21 protein-coding genes and 1 pseudogene are annotated in these 21,982 nt (G+C 72.7%); 10 read left to right on the forward strand and 12 right to left on the reverse strand.

Annotated features, from left to right (window positions below):
- The first annotated feature begins 2 nt into the window (after positions 1-2).
- A complete protein-coding gene (locus ABZ079_RS29990) occupies positions 3-278 on the forward strand; it encodes a DUF4031 domain-containing protein (protein WP_356942562.1) in 276 nt (91 codons plus the stop codon).
- Here the strand turns inward: ABZ079_RS29990 and ABZ079_RS29995 are convergent.
- On the reverse strand, positions 260-1,360 hold the full coding sequence (locus ABZ079_RS29995) for a GNAT family N-acetyltransferase (RefSeq protein ID WP_356942563.1): 1,101 nt from the start codon (positions 1,358-1,360) through the stop codon (positions 260-262). The genes ABZ079_RS29990 and ABZ079_RS29995 overlap by 19 nt on opposite strands.
- A gap of 9 nt (positions 1,361-1,369) precedes the next feature.
- Positions 1,370-2,029 carry a hypothetical protein gene (locus ABZ079_RS30000; RefSeq protein ID WP_356942564.1) on the reverse strand — a complete coding sequence of 220 codons (660 nt, stop codon included), beginning with the start codon at positions 2,027-2,029 and terminating at the stop codon, positions 1,370-1,372.
- Positions 2,030-2,139: 110 nt separating this feature from the next.
- On the opposite strand from ABZ079_RS30000, the pseudogene ABZ079_RS30005 reads away from it, so the two are divergent.
- A pseudogene (locus ABZ079_RS30005) lies at positions 2,140-2,752 on the forward strand (maleylpyruvate isomerase family mycothiol-dependent enzyme).
- A 129-nt stretch (positions 2,753-2,881) separates the two neighbouring features.
- Entirely contained in the window at positions 2,882-3,595 is a 714-nt protein-coding gene (locus tag ABZ079_RS30010) for a copper homeostasis protein CutC (protein WP_356942565.1), read from the forward strand.
- Here ABZ079_RS30010 and ABZ079_RS30015 read toward each other — a convergent pair.
- Positions 3,592-4,350 carry a hypothetical protein gene (locus ABZ079_RS30015; RefSeq protein WP_356942566.1) on the reverse strand — a complete coding sequence of 253 codons (759 nt, stop codon included), beginning with the start codon at positions 4,348-4,350 and terminating at the stop codon, positions 3,592-3,594. The genes ABZ079_RS30010 and ABZ079_RS30015 overlap by 4 nt on opposite strands.
- A 42-nt stretch (positions 4,351-4,392) precedes the next feature.
- On the reverse strand, positions 4,393-6,456 hold the full coding sequence (locus ABZ079_RS30020; protein ID WP_356942567.1) for a UvrD-helicase domain-containing protein: 2,064 nt from the start codon (positions 6,454-6,456) through the stop codon (positions 4,393-4,395).
- A 268-nt stretch (positions 6,457-6,724) separates the two neighbouring features.
- Between ABZ079_RS30020 and ABZ079_RS30025 the strand changes: the two genes are divergently transcribed.
- The gene (locus ABZ079_RS30025) at positions 6,725-6,907 is read left to right on the forward strand and encodes a hypothetical protein (protein WP_356942568.1); all 183 of its coding nucleotides are present in this window, start codon (positions 6,725-6,727) and stop codon (positions 6,905-6,907) included.
- Between the two features lie 30 nt (positions 6,908-6,937).
- Positions 6,938-8,101: a glycosyltransferase 87 family protein gene (locus tag ABZ079_RS30030; protein WP_356942654.1), complete on the forward strand. Its 1,164-nt coding sequence runs from the start codon at positions 6,938-6,940 to the stop codon at positions 8,099-8,101.
- Here ABZ079_RS30030 and ABZ079_RS30035 read toward each other — a convergent pair.
- Entirely contained in the window at positions 8,053-9,699 is a 1,647-nt protein-coding gene (locus tag ABZ079_RS30035; RefSeq protein ID WP_356942569.1) for a DNA repair helicase XPB, read from the reverse strand. The two genes, ABZ079_RS30030 and ABZ079_RS30035, sit on opposite strands and share 49 nt — an antisense overlap.
- A gap of 28 nt (positions 9,700-9,727) precedes the next feature.
- On the opposite strand from ABZ079_RS30035, the gene ABZ079_RS30040 reads away from it, so the two are divergent.
- A complete protein-coding gene (locus tag ABZ079_RS30040; RefSeq protein WP_356942570.1) occupies positions 9,728-11,368 on the forward strand; it encodes a recombinase family protein in 1,641 nt (546 codons plus the stop codon).
- 71 nt (positions 11,369-11,439) lie between these two features.
- On the opposite strand, the gene ABZ079_RS30045 is transcribed toward ABZ079_RS30040, so the two are convergent.
- Positions 11,440-11,946, reverse strand: a complete 507-nt coding sequence (locus tag ABZ079_RS30045; RefSeq protein ID WP_356942571.1) for a hypothetical protein — start codon at positions 11,944-11,946, stop codon at positions 11,440-11,442.
- 424 nt (positions 11,947-12,370) lie between these two features.
- On the opposite strand from ABZ079_RS30045, the gene ABZ079_RS30050 reads away from it, so the two are divergent.
- Positions 12,371-12,910, forward strand: a complete 540-nt coding sequence (locus ABZ079_RS30050; RefSeq protein WP_356942572.1) for a hypothetical protein — start codon at positions 12,371-12,373, stop codon at positions 12,908-12,910.
- Between the two features lie 7 nt (positions 12,911-12,917).
- On the opposite strand, the gene ABZ079_RS30055 is transcribed toward ABZ079_RS30050, so the two are convergent.
- Positions 12,918-15,485: a helicase C-terminal domain-containing protein gene (locus ABZ079_RS30055; protein WP_356942573.1), complete on the reverse strand. Its 2,568-nt coding sequence runs from the start codon at positions 15,483-15,485 to the stop codon at positions 12,918-12,920.
- Positions 15,486-15,688: 203 nt separating this feature from the next.
- Here ABZ079_RS30055 and ABZ079_RS30060 point away from each other — a divergent pair, with 203 nt between their 5' ends.
- Together ABZ079_RS30060 and ABZ079_RS30065 are read left to right on the forward strand one after the other, a co-directional pair.
- Positions 15,689-16,786, forward strand: coding sequence for a hypothetical protein (locus tag ABZ079_RS30060; protein ID WP_356942574.1), 1,098 nt, complete (start codon positions 15,689-15,691; stop codon positions 16,784-16,786).
- 128 nt (positions 16,787-16,914) lie between these two features.
- Positions 16,915-17,544, forward strand: a complete 630-nt coding sequence (locus tag ABZ079_RS30065) for an HAD family hydrolase (protein ID WP_356942575.1) — start codon at positions 16,915-16,917, stop codon at positions 17,542-17,544.
- On the opposite strand, the gene ABZ079_RS30070 is transcribed toward ABZ079_RS30065, so the two are convergent.
- Positions 17,520-17,771, reverse strand: a complete 252-nt coding sequence (locus ABZ079_RS30070; RefSeq protein ID WP_356942576.1) for a hypothetical protein — start codon at positions 17,769-17,771, stop codon at positions 17,520-17,522. The two genes, ABZ079_RS30065 and ABZ079_RS30070, sit on opposite strands and share 25 nt — an antisense overlap.
- Positions 17,772-17,935: 164 nt before the next feature.
- Between ABZ079_RS30070 and ABZ079_RS30075 the strand changes: the two genes are divergently transcribed.
- Positions 17,936-18,319, forward strand: a complete 384-nt coding sequence (locus ABZ079_RS30075) for a cold-shock protein (RefSeq protein ID WP_356942577.1) — start codon at positions 17,936-17,938, stop codon at positions 18,317-18,319.
- A 38-nt stretch (positions 18,320-18,357) separates the two neighbouring features.
- Here the strand turns inward: ABZ079_RS30075 and ABZ079_RS30080 are convergent, their stop codons facing one another.
- The 4 genes from ABZ079_RS30080 to ABZ079_RS30095 all read right to left on the reverse strand — a co-directional run bounded on the left by ABZ079_RS30080 (position 18,358) and on the right by ABZ079_RS30095 (position 21,894).
- Entirely contained in the window at positions 18,358-19,215 is an 858-nt protein-coding gene (locus tag ABZ079_RS30080) for a 1,4-dihydroxy-6-naphthoate synthase (protein WP_356942578.1), read from the reverse strand.
- Positions 19,202-19,900: a futalosine hydrolase gene (locus ABZ079_RS30085; RefSeq protein ID WP_356942655.1), complete on the reverse strand. Its 699-nt coding sequence runs from the start codon at positions 19,898-19,900 to the stop codon at positions 19,202-19,204. The genes ABZ079_RS30080 and ABZ079_RS30085 overlap by 14 nt, the downstream gene beginning before the upstream one ends.
- A 23-nt stretch (positions 19,901-19,923) precedes the next feature.
- Positions 19,924-20,388, reverse strand: a complete 465-nt coding sequence (locus ABZ079_RS30090; protein ID WP_356942579.1) for a DUF2771 domain-containing protein — start codon at positions 20,386-20,388, stop codon at positions 19,924-19,926.
- 105 nt (positions 20,389-20,493) lie between these two features.
- Positions 20,494-21,894, reverse strand: coding sequence for an MFS transporter (locus ABZ079_RS30095; protein WP_356942580.1), 1,401 nt, complete (start codon positions 21,892-21,894; stop codon positions 20,494-20,496).
- Positions 21,895-21,982 lie beyond the last annotated feature (88 nt).

A 21,982-nucleotide genomic window follows, 5' to 3' on the forward strand; every position in this document is an offset into this window, starting at 1 on the left:
CCGTGACCGTGTACATCGACCCGCCGGCCTGGCCCGGCCACGGGCGCATGTGGTCGCATCTGGTCAGCGATGTGTCGTACGAGGAACTGCACCGGTTCGCCGAGCGGTTGGGCGTCCCCCGGCGGGCCTTCGAACGCGACCACTACGACATTCCGTCGCACCGGTACGCGGACGCGGTGGCCGCCGGGGCGGTGGAGGTCGGCAGCCGCGAGGTGGTGCGACTGCTGCGGGCGTCGGGACTGCGCCGGCCCAAGGGGCTTCAGACCCGGCGGACGTAGAGCCGGAGCCCGTCCTCCATGCCGTGGTCCTCGCCGGCGGTCCGCTCCTCCTCCACGGTCGCCCGGGTGTACCCCGCCCGGGTCACCACGCGCTGTGAGGGCAGGTTGTCCGCCTCGATGATCGCGAAGAGCAGGTCGACATCCTCCCGGGCCAGTGCCCACTCGGTCAGGGTCCGCAGCGCCTCGGTGGCGTAGCCCTGGCCGCGGGCGCCCTCGACGAGGTCGTAGCCGATCTCCACCCGGCCCTCCTCGTCCGGGGCGCCGTGGAAGCCGATGCCGCCGATCGCGCGGCCGTCCTCGTGCCGTACGAGGGCGAAGACCCCGAACTCCGGCCGGTGCACGCCGGCTTCGTACGCCTTCACCAGGAAGCCGGCGGCCTCCCGCGTGCCCTCGTACGGGCCGCCCTCGATCCACTCCAGACCGCCGTCGCCGCCGAGGCGCAGATCACGGGCGGCGGCCGGGCGGAGACCGGTGAGGGTGAGGCGTTCGGCGGGGATGACGAGGTTGTTGTGCCAGCGCCAGCCGGTGACCGGGGCACGGCCGGGCAGTTCACCGCGGCCGGTGGCCCACAGCAGGGTCGGCCAGGGTGCCGGGCCGGGCTGGACGTGCGGAAAGAGCCAGGTCAGAACGGACTCGGCGAGGTCCTCGGCCGGCTCGTAGGCCAGACCCAGACCCTCGGCCACGTCGTGGGTGTGCAGCAGCACCTCGGCGATGCCCATCGCGGCGAAGCCCTCGCGGTCGGCGCTGCGGAAGGGGTAGGGGTGGAAGGCGCGGACGCCGGGCGGGGTGGTGCGGACGGTCGTGGCGAGCAGCACGCCGGTGGTCTCGATGACGTGCAGCAGGCCGGCGTTGTCGGTGCCCTCGTCCAGGACGATGTCGAAGGGGACGTACGCCCCCTGGGCACGGCCCGCCAGCTGGCCCGCGTAGGCGATGAGATCGCTGGCGATGTGCTCGGCCGTCTTCCGGCAGCTCCACTCCAGCCGCCCGGCGGTGCTCTCCCAGTCCCGGTCCACCGCCGGCCGCAGTGCCGCGAGGCAGCCCGCGACGGCCCTGTTCACGTCGTCCCCGTTTATCGGTCGCATGGACGCACCCTAGGCCCCGTCCGCTCGGGTCGAGAGCAATTCCAGCTCCGAGGCGAGGTTGTAGCGGGCGGTGGCCTCCCAGTGCTCCTGGCCGTAGGGGGTGTGGAACAGCCGGGGGAGGTCGAGGAGTTGGCGCAGAACCGCCGAACGGCCGGCCCGGAAGGCGTCGTTGGGGACGAAGTGGTACTCCTCGCGGACCTCGGCGGTGTAGGCGGCGTACGCCGACGGGGGTGCGGCCAGGATCGCGAGGTCCGCGTCGCACAGGACCTGGCCGTCGCGGTCGTCGTCGGCCGGATCGTGCGTGACGGTGAGCCGGACCAGCCGCGCCACCTCGGCCGTCCGGGCGTCCGGCAGGCCCGCCTCCGGCAGGGCACGCTCGGCGAGCCGCGCGGACCGCTCCTCGTTCTCCGACCGTTCGGGGAGATAGACGGCGTCGTGGAACCAGGCGGCCAGGCGTACGACGTCCGGGTCGGCCGCGTACTCCTCCAGTACGTCGATCCGGTCGAGCACCGCGGTGAGGTGGGCCAGGGTGTGGTAGCGGCGCTGCGGCTCCTGCCAGCGGGTGAGGAGGTTGTCGGCGTACGGCGCGGGGTCGGGGCCGCCGCCGGGGGCGCGGGCTGCTTCCAGCGCACGGGCGAAACGGAGGCGCAGGGCGTCGAGATCGGCCATGCCTTCATTCTTCCGTTCCTGTGTGACCCGTGGCGATTCCTGGGCGATCCGGGGCGGTTCTTCCGTGACGGTGGCGCTCGGCGGCCCCTGGCCTGGGGCCCATGACTGTCATGACCGAGGTACCACGTGACCCCGAACTCCCCGGGCGGCTGCTGACGGTCGAGCGGGATGCGCTCATACCGCTGCCGCGCTCGCGCGCGGACGCGGACTTCGCCTCGCCCACCGCCGCGTGTCCGGGGTGGACGGTGCGGGACGTGCTGGCGCACTGTTCCGCCGCGTTGCCGCGGTTGGTGGAGAGCCGGTTCGAGCAGGGCGTGTTTCGCCCGAGCCGAACGACCGGGACATCGCCGAGCGCGCGCAGTGGACGAACGCCCGGATCGTGGACGAGCTGGAACGCGGTACGACCGAGGCCGGGCCGGTGATCGCCGAGGCGGGCGGGGTGCTGGACATGATCGCGCTGGGGGAGTGGGTGCACGCCGGTGATGCGTGGGAGGTCTTCGGCGAGCCGGGGGCGTACGCCGGGGCCGGCCTGCCGGACGCGCTGCCCCTGCTTTCCCGGATCACCCGGGAGAAGCGGCACGTGCCGCTGCACGCCGACCTCGGCGACATGGACGAGCCGCTGCTGCTGGGGGCCGTGGCCGCGGAGGACCCGCCCGGTACATCGGTGCTGCCGCCACTCTCGTACGGCTGTATGCGGGGCGGCCGGTGAACGGGGCGGCGTAGGAGCTGGCGGGGGCGAGGGAGGGGGAGCTGAACCTCTTCGGGTGAGGGGCGTCCCGGGCGGGCGGGATGCGGGCGTAGTCTTGGAATTGGACTAGACCTGTCTCTGTAGCCGCCGACGAATGGGGTGCCATGAGCAAGCGTGCAGTCCTGGAGGTGATCGCCCTCGACGTCGAGGACGCGGTCGCCGCCCAGGCCGGAGGCGCGGACCGCCTGGAGTTGGTCACCGAGATGGCGGCCGACGGGCTCACCCCGTCCCCCCGCACCGTCGCCGGGATCCGCGCCGCCGTCGACATCGACCTGCGCGTGATGCTCCGGCTGGCGGACGGGTTCGCGGCCGGTGACGTGGAGCGGCTGGTCCGGTGTGCGGGCGAGCTGCGGGAGGCCGGTGCGGACCAGTTCGTGCTCGGGTTCCTCGAAGCGGGCGGCGGGGTGGACCTCGCGGCGGTGGAGCGGGTGGTCGGCGCGCTGGACGGCTGCGCGTGGACCTTCCACCGGGCGATCGACCGGGCCGCCGACCGCGACGCCCTGCGCAAGCAGCTCGCCGACCTGCCCGGCCTGGACACCTATCTGACGGCCGGTGCCGCCGAGGGCGTGGACGAGGGCCTGCCCACGCTGATCGCGGAGGCCGGGCACGGCGGGGAGCCAGGGTACGAACAGCAGATCCTGGTGGGCGGCGGACTGCGCCTCGACCATGTGCCGCGGCTCCGGGCCGGCGGGATCGAGGCCTTCCACATCGGCGGGGCGGCTCGTCCCGACGGATGGGAGGGGCCGGTCTCGGTGGAGGCGGTCGCCCGGTGGCGGGCGGAGCTGGACGGGGATGCCGCCCAGGAGGTGTCCCCCTAGCCCCTCAGAGGGTGCAGGCACAGCGACAGGTCGCCGTTTCCGCTGTACTCCGGGTAGGCCGCGTAGTCCCCGGCCCTACACGAGCCGCTGTCCGGGTCGAGGACGCGGAACCGGGCGTGGGAGGAGCCGCAGTCCACGGGCTTCAGGTCCTGTTCGGGCCAGGTGGCGTCGTTGCGCGCGCATGAGCCGACCGTCAGGGTCGGGTGCTCACTCCCGCTCGAACCGACCAGCAGGCCGATGACCATGACCACCGGAACGGCGAGCACCGGCAGGCCGAAGAGGCCCAGTGAAATCAGGGCCAGTACCCCGGCCGGCCGCTTGAACACGGGCTTGCCCGGGTCCAACGGCGGCCGCCATCGCGCCGTGACCGGTTCGGGGACGCGCCGTATCCCGGACAGGGCGCCGAGGTTGATCAGCAGGGTGACGGGTGTGATGACCATCGACAGCGGACCCCACCAGCCCCGCACCAGGGTGTCCGACTGCATCTCGCGGAAGGTCGCCAGTGCGCAGGTGCGGCAGAACACCCCCTGACGCCGCAGGAACCGCATGATCACCAGCATGCCCTGGTGGCCGCGGACCGTGACCTGCGCGGCGGGCGACGCCCCGCACACCTGGCAGGCCGCCGTCGGCACCGCGCCGCCGCCGTACTGCCGTGGCTGCGGACCGGCGGAAGCGGGCGGGTACGGCCCCGAAGCCTGCTGGTACGGCCCCGGGGTCTGCGGGTACGGGGGGTGGTAGGGCGGCGGGGTGCTCAACTGGGGCCTTTCCAAGGGGACATGCGGGAACGGCACAGCACCCTACTGGGCGAGCTGCGGCGGCAACGGCGCGGAATGCGCCACGATCAGTCCCGACACCGCACGCGTCAGCGCCACGTACAGCCGCCGCAGCCCCGTCCGTTCGTCGGGTTCGCCGTCCACCACGGCCTGCGGTTCGTCCAGGACGACGTAGTCGTACTCCAGGCCCTTGGCGAGGGAGGCCGGGACGAGGGTGAGGCGGGTCTCGCCGGTGGTCTCCTCGCCGGGCGCGAGACACGTGATCCCCGCCGCGGCCAGCGCCTCGGCGAGCGCGGGGACGCGGGCGTCCGCCGCGATCAGACCGGTCGAGCCCTCGTTGCGCAGCAACTCCTCGCAGGCGGCGACGACCTCGCCCGCTGCCGTGACCGTACGGACCTCGAAGAAGCCCGGGTTCTCCCGGACGGAGGCGACCGGGGTGAGACCGGGCGCGATGTGGGGCAGGAGGCGGGAGGCGTAGGCGATGACGTCCGTGGGGACACGGAAGCCCGCGGTCAGCTCCTCGATGTGCCCCTCCTGCTTGCCGAGGTGGGCGAGGGCCTCCTGCCAGCTGCGGGTCGCCCACGGAGTCGTACCCTGCGCCAGGTCCCCCAGCACCGTCGCGCTGCCCGTCGTGCAGCGGCGGCCGACGGCCCGGTACTGCATGGGGGACAGGTCCTGCGCCTCGTCCAGGACCACATGGCCGAGCGAGTGCGTGCGCTGGATCAGGTCGGTCGCCTCGTCGATCAGCACCGCGTCCGCCGCCGACCACTTGGCCGACTTCACACTCCGCACCGGCTTCGCCCACAGGATCGTCTTCTGCTCGTCCTCGTCCAGGACACCGTCGGCGTGCTCGGCGAGGAAGTCCGCGTCGGTCAGCAGCCGCAGCACGAGCTTCGCCGGGTCGACGGCCGGCCAGATCTCCTTCACGGCCGCCTTCACCGCGCTGTTGCGGGCCACGGCGTCCTGCACCCGGTCGTCCGGCGCCTCCCCGGCCCGCTCCATCTGCACCAGCACCACGTGCGCGATCCGCTGCGGCAGGGCCTCGCGCGCGGCGCCGTAGCGGATGTCCCGCTCCAGCAACTCCCGGACCATGTCCTCCAGTTCGTACGCCGGAACCCGCCAGCGGCGCGAGCCGCGCACGACGACGACCGGCTCGGTGGGCATGCTCACCTGGGAGTACAGGGCCCGGCGCAGCACCTCGGCCATCCGGGCGTCGCCCTTGACGACAGCGGCGGCCGCGTCGTCCGTGCCGCGCACCTCCACCTGCGCGACCAGGTCGTCCACGGTGGCCTGCTGCACGGTCAGCTCACCGAGCGCGGGCAGGACCTGCTCGATGTAGTGCAGGAAGGATCTGTTCGGCCCGATGACGAGCGTGCCGGTGCGCGCGAGCCGTTCCCGGTGGGCGTACAGCAGATACGCGACCCGGTGCAGGCCGACGGCGGTCTTTCCGGTGCCGGGTCCGCCCTGCACGCACACCGTGCCGGACAGACCGGAGCGGACGATCTCGTCCTGCTCGGGCTGGATCGTGGCGACGATGTCCCGCATCGGGCCGACGCGCGGCCGCTCGATCTCCTGCTGGAGCAGCTTGCTGGTGGTGGCGGCCCCTGACGGATCGGCCGGGTCGGACAGGTGCTCGTCCTCGTAGGCGGTCAGGTCGCCGCCGGTGTAGCCGAAGCGGCGGCGCAGCCCGACGTCCATGGGGTCCTTCTTGGACGCCCGGTAGAACGGCTGCGAGACCGGCGCACGCCAGTCGATGACCATGGGATCCCCGTCGGCGTCGTGCACATGCCGCCGGCCGATGTAGAACTTCTCGCCCTGCGCGCCCTCGGCCCGCTCGGCCCCCGGCGCGTGCAGATAGTCCAGCCGGCCGAAGAACAGCGGGGTGTCGCTGAGGTCGGCCAGGGCCTTGATGCGTTCGTCGATCTGCCGGGCGAGCACCTCGGCGTTGACCCAGTTCGCGGTGACGTCCTTGATGTCCAGCGCCTCCACGTCCTCGCGCATGGCGCGCAGGGCGGCACGGGACGCGGCGAGGTGGGAGCGCTCTCGGGCGAGGGGGTCGTCGAGCGGGTCGTGGACGGGCGTGGACAAGGGGGTGCCTCCGGATCTGCTCTTCCATGACTGGGGCATGACGGGGCCGCCCGGTTTCCGTCCGGGCGGCGGCACTCCGTGAGGGAGGCGGGCAAGAGCGGAGATCCTAGGTGAGGGGGCTGGGTGGAAGCCAATGAATTTCCGCCCCTAGGGGACGGGGGACACGCCGCGTAGGGGCCGCGGTCCACCCGCAGGCCTACTCGGGCCCCTTGGGGACTGGCTCCGGAGACCGATGCGGGACTTATGCCCGAAGTTCCACCATGGAGACATGAGCGCAGCGACCATCACTCCCACTCCTGTCCGACCCCCGTCCGGTGCCACGGCCGTGGGCGGCCCCCATCGTCACCGCCTCGGCGACGCCCTGCGTGCCGTCAAGGTGTTCGCGGAGGCGGCGTTCGGCGTCGTCGTCCTCGGTGAGTACGGCGAGGAAGCGGGCATACGCCGCAAGTGACGGCATAGGGTCACGTCCGTGCGGAAACGGATGGCCCTGCCTCTCCTCGCCCTCTCCCTCGCCTCCTTCGCCGCGCTGTGCGTCCTGCGCGGCGCACCCATGGCCGATCTCCTCGTCTACCGGGCCGAGGGCGCGGCCGTGGCCCACGGCACCGATCTCTACGGCTTCACGGTCACCCGGTGGCGGCTCCCCGCGACCTACCCGCCGTTCGCGGCGATCCTGTTCGTCCCGGCCACCTGGCTTCCCGTCCCGGCCCTGAAGGCGGCCTTCCTCGCGGGCAACGCGCTCCTGCTCGCGCTCCTGATCACCCTCTCGGCCCGCCTGGCCGCCCGAACCGGCCTCCTGCCCCCGCCGCCCCAGCCGCTGCCGCCGCCTCTGCTCTGCGCGGCCACGGCCCTGTCCCTCTGGCTCGAACCGGTCTTCCAGACCCTCCTGTTCGGCCAGATCAACCTCGCCGTGGCCGGCCTGGTGCTGTGGGACCTCACCCGGCCCCCCACCGCCCGGGGCAAGGGGGTGGCCCTCGGCATCGCGACCGGCATCAAGCTCACCCCGGCCCTCTTCGTGCCGTACCTGTTCCTGACCGGACGCAGACGGGAGGCGGCCACGGCGACGGCGGTGTGCGCCGGCACGGTCGCACTCGGCGGCCTGCTGCTCCCCTCCGCGAGCGCCGACTTCTGGACCCGGCGTCTGTACGAGACCGACCGGGTGGGCAAGGCGTGGATCGTGGACAACCAGTCCCTGCAGGGCCTGGTCGCGCGGGCCCTCGGCGACCCCGCCCCGGGCCTCGCCTGGGCGCTCCCGGCGGCCGCCGTCGGCGCGGTGGGCCTCTGCCTGGCGGCCCGCGCCCGCGAGGACCGGCACGGCATCCTGCTCACCGCGTTCACCACCCTGCTGATCTCCCCGATCAGCTGGTCCCACCACTGGGTGTGGTGCGTACCGCTCCTCGCCGTGCTCCTCGCCGAGGGCCGCGTCCTCCTGACGGCCCTGACGGCGACGGCGTTCACGGCCCGCACCCTCTGGCTGCTCCCCCACGAGGGCGACCGTGACCTGCACCTCCCGTGGTGGCAGCAACCCCTGGCGTCGCCGTATCCGCTGCTGGGGCTGGCGCTGCTGGCGTGGGCGGCCGTACCGCGCCGCCGGGGGGGTCAGCCCGTGCCCTCCGCCAGGATCTCGTCCGCGTCCACGATCCGGTAGGCGTAGCCCTGTTCGGCCAGGAAGCGCTGGCGGTGGGCGGCGAAGTCCTGGTCGATGGTGTCGCGGGCGACCACCGAGTAGAAGTGGGCCTGGTGGCCGTCGGCCTTCGGGCGCAGTACGCGCCCGAGCCGCTGGGCCTCCTCCTGCCGGGAGCCGAACGTGCCGGACACCTGGATGGCGACCGTGGCCTCGGGCAGGTCGATGGAGAAGTTGGCGACCTTGGAGACGACGAGCACGCTGATCTCGCCCTCACGGAAGGCGTCGAAGAGCTTCTCCCGCTGGGCGTTCGACGTCTCGCCCTTGATCACCGGCGCGTTCAGGTGCTCGCCCAGCTCGTCGAGCTGGTCGATGTACTGGCCGATGACGAGGATCTGCTGCCCGGCGAACCGGCGGACGATGGCCTCCGTGACCTTCCGCTTGGTCGCGGTCGTGGCACAGAAGCGGTACTTCTCCTCGGTCTCCGCGGTGGCGTAGGCGAGCCGCTCGGAGTCGGTGAGATTGACCCGGACCTCGACGCAGTCGGCGGGCGCGATGTAGCCCTGCGCCTCGATCTCCTTCCAGGGCGCGTCGAACCGCTTGGGCCCGATCAGTGAGAACACGTCCGACTCGCGGCCGTCCTCGCGGACGAGGGTGGCCGTGAGACCGAGCCGCCGCCGCGCCTGCAGATCGGCGGTGAACTTGAAGACGGGAGCCGGCAGCAGATGCACCTCGTCGTAGACGATCAGCCCCCAGTCCCGGGAGTCGAACAGTTCCAGGTGCGGATAGACACCCTTCCGCTTGGTGGTGAGGACCTGGTAGGTGGCGATCGTGACGGGCCGGATCTCCTTCTTCGTCCCGCTGTACTCGCCGATCTCGTCCTCGGTGAGCGAGGTCCGCTTCACCAGTTCGTGCTTCCACTGCCGGGCGGAGACGGTGTTGGTGACGAGGATGAGCGTCGTCGACTTCGCCTGGGCCATCGAGCCCGCGCCGACCAGCGTCTTCCCGGCGCCACAGGGCAGCACGACGACCCCGCTGCCGCCGTGCCAGAAGTTCTCCACGGCCTGCTTCTGGTACGGCCGCAGGTTCCAGCCGTCCTCCAGCAGCTCGATCGCGTGCGCCTCGCCGTCCACGTACCCGGCGAGGTCCTCGGCGGGCCAGCCCAGCTTGAGCAGCGTCTGCTTGATCTGCCCGCGCTCGGAGGGGTGCACGGCGACGGTGTCCGGATCGATGCGGGCGCCGACCAGCGGGGCGATCCGCCTGGACTTCAGCACTTCCTCCAGCACCGGCCGGTCGGTGGTGGTGAGGACGAGGCCGTGCGCGGGGTGCTTGGAGAGGGTGAGGCGGCCGTAGCGGTCCATCGTCTCGGCGATGTCCACGAGCAGCGCGTGCGGCACGGGATACCGGCTGTACTGCACCAGGGCGTCCACGACCTGCTCGGCGTCATGCCCGGCCGCCCGCGCGTTCCACAGGCCGAGCGGCGTGACCCGGTAGGTGTGGATGTGCTCGGGTGCCCGCTCCAGTTCGGCGAAGGGCGCGATGGCCCGACGGCAGTCGTCGGCCAGCTCGTGGTCGACTTCCAGGAGCAGGGTCTTGTCAGACTGGACGATTAGGCAGGACACGCATACCTCCGCAGATAGGATCGTCAGCGTGACAGACACTGCACCTGCCACTGCTCGGGCCATGCCCCGTGCCCGGCGCCGGAAGGGCGTACCGGCCAGCGCGCCGGGGATGCGCGCCGCTATCTATGTTCGCCTATCGCGTGAAACGGACGAGACGACTTCTCCCGAGCGCCAGAGAGCGGCTTGCGAGGCGCTGTGTGAGGCACGCGGTTGGGACGTCATAGTCGTCGAGGAAGACATCGATGTCTCCGGCTTCTCGCGGGGCCTCGACCGGCCGGGTCTGCAACGCATCCTGACCCGGCTCGCCGAGCTGGACGTGATCGTGTTCTTCAAGATCGACCGGCTCGCACGCTCGACGGTCGACTTCGCGGAGATCATGCGACTCGCCGAGCACCAGAGCGTTGCGCTCGCGTCGGCCACGGAACCTCTTGACCTCACGTCGTCCATGGGCCGGGCCATGGCGAAGGTCATCGCGGTTTTCGCCGAGCTGGAGTCCGACACCATCGGCATGCGGGTGTCCAGTGCCCACGAGCACCTGCGCCGGGAGGGCCGCTATACCGGTGGGCGGGTTCCGTACGGGTACATGGTCGTCCCCAACCCCAACGGGGCGGGCAAGGTCCTCGCGGTCAACGAGAACGAGGCCAAGACGATCAGGAAGATCGTGGAGCGGGTCCTGGCCAAGGACTCCCTCATGCAGATCATCAACGACCTCAACAAGGAGGGCGTCCCGTCGCCCGGCCACACCTCACGCCAGACCACGGGCAAGCGCAGTGACTCCAAGCAGTGGTACACGACGACGCTGCGTAGCCTGCTGGGCAATCCCCAGTTGCTCGGCCAGGTCATCGAGGACGGAAAGCCGATCCTGCGGACGGACGGTCTGCCCCTGGTCAACCGCCCGCCGATCCTCGAAACGGACATCTGGCAGGCGCTCCAGGACGAGTTGGAGCGTCGGGCCAATCCCGGTGAGAAGCGCCGGGAGGGGACGTCGTTGTTGCGCGGCATCATGCACTGCGGAGTCTGTGGTGAGCGCATGTACACCTTCAGCGGGCGCAACGGCCAGCTTCGGTACCGGTGCATCGGCCCCCTAAAGTACCGCCAGCGGGCGGCCAAGGGGGAGGAGAAGCCGGGCGAGAAGTGCTACGGGCCGACCGTGGCGGGGGTGACCACCGAGGAGCATGTCACCGAGCAGTTCCTCACGAAGTACGGGCACCTTCCCGTGATGCGGATGGTCCAGGAGGCGGGCGAGGACTTCCGCCCGCAGATCAGGCAGGCTGAGGAAGCATTGGCCGACTTGCAGAAAGATCGCTACGACCGGGGCCTGTTTAAGGGCGACGACGGAGCGATCCGATACGCGGAGCAGTACGCCAAGCTGGAGGAGCGTCTGGCGTCCCTGAAAGAGAGACAGCGAACGGCGAAGCCGGGCGGCGTGAAGGCGGAGCCGACCGGCGAGACGCACGCCGAGCAGTGGAAGCGCTCGGACGGGGCCGGTAAGCGAGACCTGTTGTTGAACGCGGGCGGCTACGTGGAGGTGGCACCTGCGCGGCGGGGCGGGAAGAAGCTGGACACCTCACGCCTGTCGGTGTACTTCGGCGAGGAGGGGCACATGCGACGGGCGGCAGCGGCGAAGAAGAGCGGACAGGAGATCGAGGCGACCGACAGCCAGGGCTGACGCCGACGCCGCCAGACAGACGAGAGGGCGCCCCCACCGGACAAGGTGGGTGCGCCCTTGGTCTGTTCAGCTCAGGCAGTGTGTTGGTCGGGGGCGTGCCAGGGGCCGATGACCTTGATAGATGGGCGGCAATAGGAAAGTGCGACTCCATCGCGGGTCGTGAACTCAACCGTCTCCGCAGCGAGTTCGCAGAGGGCATCCCCGTCCGTCCCGGATAGTGCGGCCATCAGCGCTGGGACGGATTCCGCCAGGTCCCATGAGGCGGAACTGAGGCGGAAGCCGCCGAGGGCGTATGCGTCGGCGAGGCGGAACGAGAGCCGAATACACTTTGGCTCATAGCGAGGTGCTGCTGTCAGCACGCCGGCCCTGATGGATTCGGGGCCGGAGATGACGACTCGCATGGTGATTGATCGGGGCAGCACTTCGAAGTGGTCGGCTTCGTTGCCAGCCTGGGTCGGCGATTGCCTGCCGAAGAGCTGCCCGATGACTGCGGCGCCTTCCTCAGCTCCAGTGGAGACACGCCAAGAGCCCTGGCCGCACTGGAAGCGGCCGACGAACGTCGCGGTGTGGTTGGCCATTTAGACGTCGTTTCACTTGGTGAGTCGGCGGTAGCCGATGAGGGCTGCGGCTATGCCGACGAAACCGGGGTTGCTCGCAGGTCCCGGGATCAGCGGCTCTCCCTGGTGCGGGAACGGGCTCACGGCGCGGCTTCGACGACGAAGAGCCGGGCGTCCGCGCCGGTGCGGGGCTCGATCACGGCCTCCGTGCCCGCGGCGGTGCTCGCCCGGCGCCCACGCTTGTCCTGCCGGTGATCCGGTTCGGATGGCTCCGGCCGGCGGACTTCCCGGATCTGCCGGACCGCCTGGCTTTCGTCGGCTTCGTGGGCGTCTTGCCGGAGACGTGGTGGGCGCCGGGCAGGGCCGGTCGTGCAACCCCTCCCGTCCTTCGTGTGTCTTGACCGGCGGGAGACGCGGTGTGGGCGGCGCGGTGAGGAGTTCACGGATGTCGGGACGCAGAGGGGCAACGGGCGTCGGAGCCGTGGTGGTGCTGATCGCCACCGGAGCCTGGGCGATGAGGCCGGAGAACGCCGACAGGCGGCTGTGGGGCGAGGTACGGCCGGTGATCGAGGCCCGGCTGGCGGCGGAGAGCAGGGGCAGCGGATACGGCGAGACCGTGCCCGCGCTCGACGCGCGCTGGTTCTGCCGGGCGGAGGCGTTCGACCTGGAGGAGCGCGGGGACGACGTGCGGGCGAGAGTCAACACGCTGTGCGTCGAGTACGGGGTGCGCGACGGCAGCCTGGTGGAGTGCAGTGCCGGGCAGGGCCCGCAGGTGGTGCGGCTGGAGCGGGACGCGGACGGCGGTTACCGGGTGGTGTCGCGGGAGGAGGCGCCCGACGGCGAGGGGTACGCGCGGTGGACTCGGGCCCACTTCGGTTACTTCGCCGGCTACACCCTGGAGAAGCCGATGTCCTCCGACAGCCTGGAGCGCGCCGCCCGCGCCCACTTCGGCCTGCCCGCGCACGCGCCGGTCCGGGACTGCTGAAGCGGCCTCAGTCGTCCGCCAGCTCGGCCACCCCCGTGATCCGGTGCAGGGGATACGTCCGCACCTCGTCCGCCGTGTGGTCGTACGCCGTCACGAAGCCTCCCTCCACGCGGATGGGGGCGATGACGCGCTGGCTGGCGGTGCCCTCGGCGTTGACGTAGCCGATCCACAGGGACTCGCCGGTGAGGACGGCGGCCTGCACGGTGGCCAGGGTCTCGGCGGAGGAGGTGCGGGGCAGCTCGCCGCCCGCGAGGGGGGTGCCGGTGTTCTTGCGCGGGGTGGTGGCGGCCAGATCGCCGGCCCGGATCGCGCGGATCGCCGCCGCGAGGAGCGTGGCGTCGGGCGGCGGCGGGCCGTCCGGCACCGGATCGGGGGCGGTGCGCGGCGGGGTGCGGTGGGCATGGGCCCGGGTGATCAGGACATCGCCCTCGGCGGACTCGGCGGCCGGTGCGTAGCCCATCGCGCGCAGACCCTCCAGCAGCGTCGCCGGGTCGGACTGGGCGGCCAGGACCGTCGGGGCGAGGCGGCGCAGGCCCAGGGCGGCGGCCCGCTTGTCGGCGACGATCTCGTTCAGCAGGTTGTCGTCGTCGCAGCGCACGTAGGCCGAGGCCGCGCCCACCCGCAGATGGCCGTGCCTACGGGCCACGTCGTCGATCAGGTACGCGAGCGGCTGCGGGACCGGGGTCCGGGAGTGCTGGGCGAGGAAGGCGTGCAGGTCGACGGCGGTCCGGCCGGCGTCCAGGGCGCGGCGGACCGAGGCCGGGGTGAAGCGGTAGACGGTCGCCCCGCCCTTGGACTCCACCTCGGCGAGCACGCCCAGCATGTCCGCGAGCGGACGCTGCAGGGGGCCCGGGGCCACCGCCGTCAGGTCGGCCTGGAGCAGGACGTGGTCCAGCGGCTCGGGGAGCAGCGGTGCGAGGAGCCGGGCCGCGGCGGCCGTGGCCACGGCCTGCTCGGCGGGGGACAGGGGCGCGTGCGACACGGGCGGGCGGTGGTGGTGCACCGGGAGTTTGTCCCCGGGGCCGGAGGGCGTCGGGGAGCCGGCCGCGGGGGCGGCGGGTGTGCCGGGCTCGGGGGAGCCGGGCGTGGGGGCCGGCGGCGCCCCCAGGAGCGCGCGGGCGTGCGCCGCCAGGGCGCCGCGCCCGGTGACGCCCAGCAGTTCCGCCTCCGACAGGGTCCAGCGGGCCAGCCGGATCCGCAGGTCTTCGTCGCGCTGGGGACCGCGCAACGGCCGTTCCCAGCGCAGCCGGGCCAGCACCGACTCGGCGTCCGGGGCGGCGCCCTGCGGCAGCCCGGCCAGCAGGGTCAGCACCCGGTGCCGTACCTCGGGCGCGGCCGAGCGGTCGAGACCCGGGCCGAGCGTGGAGAGCGTACGGTCCTTCGCGTCCCGGCCGCCGACCAGTCCCGGCGTGCGGGTGCCCGCCAGCCAGACCTCCGCGAGCCGGGCCCAGCGCTCGGCGGCGGGCCGCTCCAGCCACTCGTCGTAGGCGGGGGTGGCCGCGTACCGCTCGTCGGCCTCGCCGTCGGAGGCGAGCAGGCCGGCCGCGTAGGCCAGCTCCACCCAGAACGCGGCGACCGGCTCGGACACGTCGAGGGCTACGGCGGTCCGCTTCAGATCGCGCACGCTGAGCCCGCCGGCCCGCAGCACGGCCGGGCCGCCCTCGTCCCACTCCTTCAGCAGCTCCTCGACGGTGGCGAGGGCGGTGTACGCCTGTCCGGCCGCCGTCGCGTCCACCACCTGTGGACTGTGGCTCGCGGCCGGCTCCACGACGGGCGGCAGCGGCTCGGGCTCCCGGTGCGCGCGGCCCTCGCGCAGATGCAGGGCGACCTCACGGGGCAGGACGACCGTGCCCGGCGCGGTCGGCAGCAGCAGGCCCCGGTCGAGCAGCCAGCGCAGATGTGCGGCCGGGTCGGGGGTGACCTGCCCGTACGGCGGCCCCCACACCAGCCGGGACAGCACCTCGCGCGCGGCCTCCGGGGCCCCGGCGAGCAGCTTGGTCATCTTCTTCCGGTCGGTGAACAGCGCGGTGAGCGCGGCCACGGCGGACACCGAGTCATGGGTAGAGGCCAGCCCGGCCGTCGTCACGATCTCCTGGATCCGGCCCGGCGACATGCCCGGGGTGGCCTCCTGCACGGTCGGCCCGAGACCGGTCGGGGAGGGATGCTGCGGGGACGGCGCGAGCAGTTCCCGGGCGGTGCGGACGAGCCGGAGGCGGTCGTCGTCGCCCCACACCAGCGCCTGTTCGCGCAGGGTGCCGACGGCACGCGGCAGCGCGGCGGCGACGGTCTCGTCCCCGGCGTCCCCGGCCATCAGCCCGAGCAGCGTCCCGTACGACGCCGGGTCCGGGGCCACGGCCAGCGCCTCCGCCGTCTGCAGCGCGAACCGGTCCAGCCGCTCCAGAGCACGCAGCACCGAGGCACGGGTGCCGGCCCGGGTGGCCAGCTGGGTGAGGTCGGACGGGACGGGGGTGATGAGGTCCGGGCGGCTGCGCAACAGCGCGCCCAGGGAGGCGTCGTCCCTGACACGGAGCGCTTCCGCGAGGGAGCGGGGGGCTGAGTGGGCCTCGGGGCTCATCCGGCCAACGGTAGCGGACATTCCGGCGGGTCCGGAGCGGGCGGCTCAGGCGGCCCCGTCCGGCGTTCGAGGGCGAGGCCGTCAGGCCGAAGCGGGGGTCCGGGGGCACGGCCCCCGTCGAGGGCCACACCGGCTCCGGGCAACCGGGAAGAAGCGGTACCGTCCTCAGCGGGGTTTCATCGCCGTCGCCCCGGAGGGGTTCCGTGGGGATTGAGAGCGACCAGGTCGTCTACGAGTATCTGAGCCGCGTCGGGGACGTCGCTCAGCAGCGGCAGCTGCCGTCGGCCACGCGGATGCGGCTCGTGTCGGAGCTGCGCAACGAGATCGACCGGCGCCGGGCCAGGGTGACCGTTGACTCCCCCGCCGCCGTCCGCCGCATCCTGGACCACCTGGGCAGCCCGGACGAGGTCGTCGAGGCCGCTGGAGGCGCCGCGAGCACCGGCCGCGGCCCGCAGCCGCCCACCGCCGCCGTGCCCGTACAACCCGCGCCGCGCGTGGGGAAGCCGGAGCCGGCACAGGAGGAACGGCCGAAGGGGCTGCGCCGGGTCGTGCCCCGGCCGCGCACGGCCGAACCCGAACCCCGCGCCCCGCGCGACGCGCCGTCCCCGCCGCACCTCGCCGCCGCGCACGAACTGGGGGACGGCGCCGTACCGCCCGACTGGTGGCGCGTGGGCGGCCACCCCTTCGGCAGCCCCGCGGGCGGTCCCTTCGGGGACGCCGACCCGGTGCCGGGGTTCGTGGGCGGTGTGGAGATCCCGGAGTTGCTCAAGCGGCCGCCGAAGGAGACGGACACGGAGCAGGCCGCCGCCCGGGACACCACGCCGGAAGCGGACTCCGCCGAGACCGTGCCCGCCCCGCGCCGCCGCCTGTTCACCCGCCGTACTCCCGCCCCCGCGCCTGCCGCCGCCTCCGCTCCCGCGGAGACCGGAACCCCCACCCGCCGGCTGCTCCCGCGCCGCTCCGCCGGCTGGACCAACCCCCTCCTGCTGCTGGCCGCCGCCGCGCTGGTCGCCGGCGCGGTGCTCGGGAACTGGTTCGCGCTGCTCCTGGGCTGGCTGATCGCCTACGGCTCGCGGCGGCTGACGCCCGCGGAGACCAAAGGCGCCGTGCTGGTCCTGCCCGGCACCGCGGTCACGGCCGGTGTGGTGTGGCTGTGGGGGAGGGACAACGGCCGCTGGGGCGAGCCGATCGCCCAGGGCCACATGACGGACGCCGTCGCTGAGACCTGGCCGTGGGTGGTCAGGGGTGCGGCGGTGGCGTCGGCCCTGTACGTGGTGTGGCGCTCACAGCGACAGCGCTAGCGGCTGCGGGCTCGCTGTGGTCCCGCGGGTCGTCGCGGGGCTGCCGGCAGCCGGTGCCCGGTCGCGCGGTTCCCCGCGCCCCTGCCCGGCCATGGCACGGGGCGCCGACGAAAACCGGCACCGGCACAATGTCCCCCATGGCTTCCCTCACCGTCGGCTTCGATCTCGACATGACGCTCATAGACTCCCGGCCGGGTATCCGTGCCTGCTACGTGGCGCTGTCGGAGCGGACGGGGACGTACATCGACGCCGATCTGGCGGTGACCCGGCTCGGGCCGCCGCTCGTGGAGGAGCTGGTCAACTGGTTCCCGGCCGAGCAGGTAGCCGCGATGGCCGGCCTGTACCGGGAGATGTACCCGTCGATCGCCGTAGCCGCGAGTCCCGCGATGGCCGGGGCCCGGGAGGCGATGGAGGCGGTGCGCGCGGCCGGCGGCCGGACGATGGTGGTCACGGCGAAGTACGAGCCGAACGCCAAGCTGCACCTGGCCCATCTCGGCATCGAGCCGGACGTGGTCGTGGGCGACCTGTGGGCCGAGGGGAAGGCGCGGGCGCTGCGCGAGTACGGCGCCGCCGTGTACGTCGGTGATCACACCGGTGACGTGCGCGGAGCCCGTGCGGCGGGGGCCCTGCCGGTGGCCGTGGCGACCGGACCGTGCTCCGCCGGTGAGCTGCGCGCGGCCGGGGCGGACGTCGTCCTGGACGACCTGGCCGCCTTCCCGCAGTGGCTGGCCGGTTACCGGGAGGCGCCCCGCGCCTGACGTCGTCCCGCGGTGACCGACCGCAGGACGCCCGCGCCGGCGACGAGGAAACCGACGGCCATGAGCATGCTCAGGCCGAACATGTACGTCGGAAAAGGCTTCGCACCGAGGAACAGCGGGGCCACCGTGACCAGGGTGGCCACGGCCCCGACGAAGAAGACGACGGCACCGGCGCGGATCAGTCGCTCACCGGGCGCGGCGGAATTCGTTTGGGTTTTGTCACGCACCGGACCAGGGTAGTTCCCTGCGCGAGAGAACAACCGGGGGACGTCTTGTCACCCGCCCGAAGACCATTAGCCTTGGTAGCGGCGGGTCATGGTCGACCCGCTCTAGTGCTATCAAGAGCCGTTTCCGAGCAGTTTTCCCAACGAGTACGAGGACGAGGACAGACGTGCCTACCGGCAAGGTCAAGTGGTTCAACAGCGAGAAGGGCTTCGGCTTTCTCTCCCGCGACGACGGCGGTGACGTCTTCGTCCATTCCTCGGTTCTCCCCGCCGGAGTCGATGAGCTCAAGCCGGGACAGCGCGTGGAGTTCGGCGTCGTCGCCGGTCAGCGCGGTGACCAGGCGCTCTCGGTGACCGTGCTCGACCCGACGCCGTCGGTCGCCGCCGCCCAGCGCAAGAAGCCGGACGAGCTGGCATCGATCGTGCAGGACCTGACGACCCTTCTCGAGAACATCACGCCGATGCTCGAGAAGGGCCGCTACCCGGAAAAGACTTCCGGCAAGAAGATCGCCGGCCTGCTCCGCGCGGTCGCCGACCAGCTGGACGTCTGAAGTCCGCGCCACGGGAAAGCGAGCGCGTTCGAGCCGTTCTACGGGAAAGCGAGCGCCGTCGGGCCGAGGGGCGGTACGAGCCCCTCGGCCGCCGCACGGGTGAGCAGCCCGCGGACGGCCGCGTAGCCGTCCTCGCCGAGGCCGGCGGTGAACTCGTTGACGTACAGCCCGATGTGCTGGTCGGCGACGGCCGGGTCCATCTCCTGCGCGTGCGCCATGACGTACGGCCGGGAGGCCTCGGGGTCGTCCCAGGCGGCCCGTACGGACGCACGGACGGACTCGGCGAGCCGGCCCAGGGTGGCGGTGCCCAGCGAACGCTTGGCGATGATCGCGCCCAGCGGGATCGGCAGGCCGGTGGTCCGCTCCCAGTGCTCGCCCATGTCGGCGAGCTTGTGCAGCCCGTAGTCCCGGTACGTGAACCGGGCCTCGTGGATGACCAGGCCGGCGTCCACCTTGCCGTCCCGCACGGCCGGCATGATCTCGTGGAACGGCATGACGACGATCTCGCCGACCCCGCCGGGCAGCGTGTCCGCGGCCCAGAGGCGGAACAGCAGGTAGGCGGTCGACTTCTCGCCCGGCACCGCGACCGTACGCCCCGTCAGTTCGGCGTCGGGCTCCCGCGTGAGCACCAGCGGCCCGCAGCCCCGGCCCAGCGCACCGCCGCACGGAAGCAGCGCGTACTCGTCGAGGACGTACGGCAGGACGGCGTACGACACCTTCAGCACGTCGAACTCGCCCCGCTCGGCCATCCCGTTGGTGATGTCGATGTCGGCGAAGGTCACGTCCAGCGCGGGGGCGCCGGGGACGCGGCCGTGGGCGAAGGCGTCGAAGACGAAGGTGTCGTTCGGGCAGGGCGAGTACGCGATCCGCAGGCGCTGCTGCTCACTGGTGGTCATGCGGGTTCCAACTCTCCAGTGCGGGGGCGAGCTTCCCGAAGGCCTCGGTGAGGGCGGTGAGCGCGTCGCCGATGCGCCAGGCGGCGCGGTCGCGCGGGCCGACCGGGTTGGAGATCGCGCGGACCTCCAGCACGGGCACCCCGTGCGCGGCGGCCGCCTCCGCCACCCCGAACCCCTCCATGCCCTCGGCGAGCGCGCGGGGGTGCCGGGCGCGCAGCTCGGCGGCGCGGGCCGCGGTGCCGGTGACGGTGGAGACGCTCAGGACGGTGCCGGTACGGGCGCCGGTGGCCTCGGACACGACTCGTACGAGTGATCGCGGCGGCCGATGGGTGACGGTCCCGAAGCCCAGTTCGGTGACCGGGAGGAAGCCGTCGGCGGTCTCGGCGCCCAGGTCGGCCACGGTGATCGCGTCGGCGACGACGAGTGAGCCGAGGGGAGCCTCGGGCGGAAAGCCGCCGCCGATACCGGCCGAGACGACCAGGCCGTACGGTGTGCCGTCCAGCGCGGCGGCGGTGAGGGCCGCCGCCGTGGAGGCGGCGGCGAGGGCCGGCCCGACTCCGGCGGCGAGCAGGTCACAGCCCGCGGTCGTACGGCGGAGCAGGGCGCCCGGCAGACGCACGTCCTCGGCCGCCCCGGGGAACGCCCGTGCCACCGCGTCCCGTTCGACGGGGACGGCGGTGGCCACGAGGACCCGCAGGGGGGCCGTGATCAGGCCTTCTTCAGCTTGAAGGACCACAGACCCTTCTCGCCCTGCTGGATGGACACGGTGTTGGTGTTGCCCTGGGTGCCGTACTGGGCGTTGAAGAAGGCGCTGCCGGGGATCGTGCGGTACGTCTTCTTGCTGGAGTCGGTGAACTGACGGCCGTTCACCAGGATCGTCCAGCCGCCGTCCGCGATCTTCGGGTCGACACCGAAGCGGACCGTGTCGTCCTGGTCCACCTTGATCGACTCGACGTCGTTCGCCTTCTTGGCGCAGCTCGCGAGCGACTTGGCGTCCAGCTTCTTGCCGTCGTTGTAGCAGAGGGCCTCGGAGTTGACCGAGCTTCGGCCGACGGTGATCGTCGCGACAGGCGTCGGCTTGTCGCAGGCCGACAGGACGAGCAGTCCGGCGGAAACGGCGCCGGCGGCGGCGACGGCGCGGCGGCGTCGCACAGCGGATTGCAGCGTGGTCATGTCCGAAGGCTATCGGGCGCCCCTGGCCGTCCACCCACGTGGGGTGCGGCGTGCCCGGTTCGTTACGCCAGGTGCGCCGGTGGCGGGGAGACCGTGTCCCATTCGTTATGCCACCCGTGCCCGGGACCGGCCGCCGTGCCGGGCCGAGGCGAGGAGCCCCTTCAGGGTGGCCAGCCAGCCGACGGCCACGAACACGGCGCCGACCAGCAGGCCGACGGTGCCGTTGAGCGGCATCACGATGCCGACCGCGCCGCCGAACACCCAGGCCATCTGCAGCAGCGTCTCCGAGCGCGCGAACGCGGAGGTGCGCACCAGCTCCGGCACGTCCCGCTGGATCAGCGCGTCCAGCGCCAGCTTGGCCAGCGCCTGCGCGAAGCCGGCGACCGCGGCGAGGCAGGCCACCAGGAACGCGCCGAAGAACACGGCGGCCACGATCGCAGCGCCGAGCACCACGGCGACGACGGTCACGATGATGACCTCCGGGGCGCGTGATCTCAGCCACGCCCCCACGGCCGTCCCCAGCGCGTTGCCCGCACCGGCCGCGACACCCACTATCCCCAGCGAGACCGCCGCGCTCTCCCCGGTCAGCGGGTGTTCGCGCAGCAGGAAAGCGAGGAAGAAGATCAGGAAGCCGGACAGACAGCGCAGGGACGCGTTGGCACCGAGCGCGTGCGTGACAGCGGGCCCCACGGTCCGCAGCCCCGGCCGCTTGGCCTGCTTGCGGTGCGGCCCGTGCAGATGCCGCTCGTCGGCCGCGAGCAGCGCCACGTCCTCGCCCCTGGCCGAGTCCACCTTGGCCGGCAGGGAGAACGACAGGCAGGTACCCGCCACGAAGATCACGAAGGCGCCGTAGAGCGGCCAGGGATCACCGAAGGCGTGCAGCCCCGCTCCGATCGGCGCGGCGGCACCGGTGGCCAGGAGGCCGGCCAGGGTGACCCGGGAGTTGGCCCTCACGAGCGAGAACCCGGGCGGCAGCAGCCGGGGCACGACGGCACTGCGCACCACCCCATAGGCCTTGGACGCCACGAGCACGCCCAGCGCGGCCGGATACAACTCCAGGCTGCCGCTCGCCACGGCCCCCGAGATGATCAGGGCGAGCAGCGCACGGGCCAGCATCGCGCCAGCCATCGCGGCGCGGCGCCCGTGCGGCAGCCGGTCGAGGAGGGGGCCGATGACGGGGGCGAGGATGGTGAAGGGCGCCATGGTGATGGCGAGGTAGAGGGCGACCCGCCCCCGCGCCTCATCGGTCGGCACCGAGAAGAACACCGTGGACGCGAGCGCCACGGTGACCATCACGTCCCCCGCGCCGTTCACCGCGTGCAACTCGATCAGCTTGCCCAGCCCCGACTCGCCCGCGCCATGGGCGTGCGTGGCCTTGCGGATGCCTCGCGCGGCACCGGTGACGGGAAGGTTCAGGGCACGGCCGACCGCACGGACGGCACCACCCACCCGGCCTGCACCGCCGCCACGATCAGTTGTCTTGTCCGCGGCTGCCACGACGTTCATAGTGCCCCGAGAAGGCGGCTGATAGTGCGGTTACGACGCGTGTGGCGGCGAACCGGGCCGGCGAGGCGGTGTCTCCTCGGCCCGCCGG

It is taken from the genome of Streptomyces sp. NPDC006314 (genome assembly GCF_040613075.1).
Taxonomy (GTDB): Bacteria; Actinomycetota; Actinomycetes; order Streptomycetales; family Streptomycetaceae; genus Streptomyces.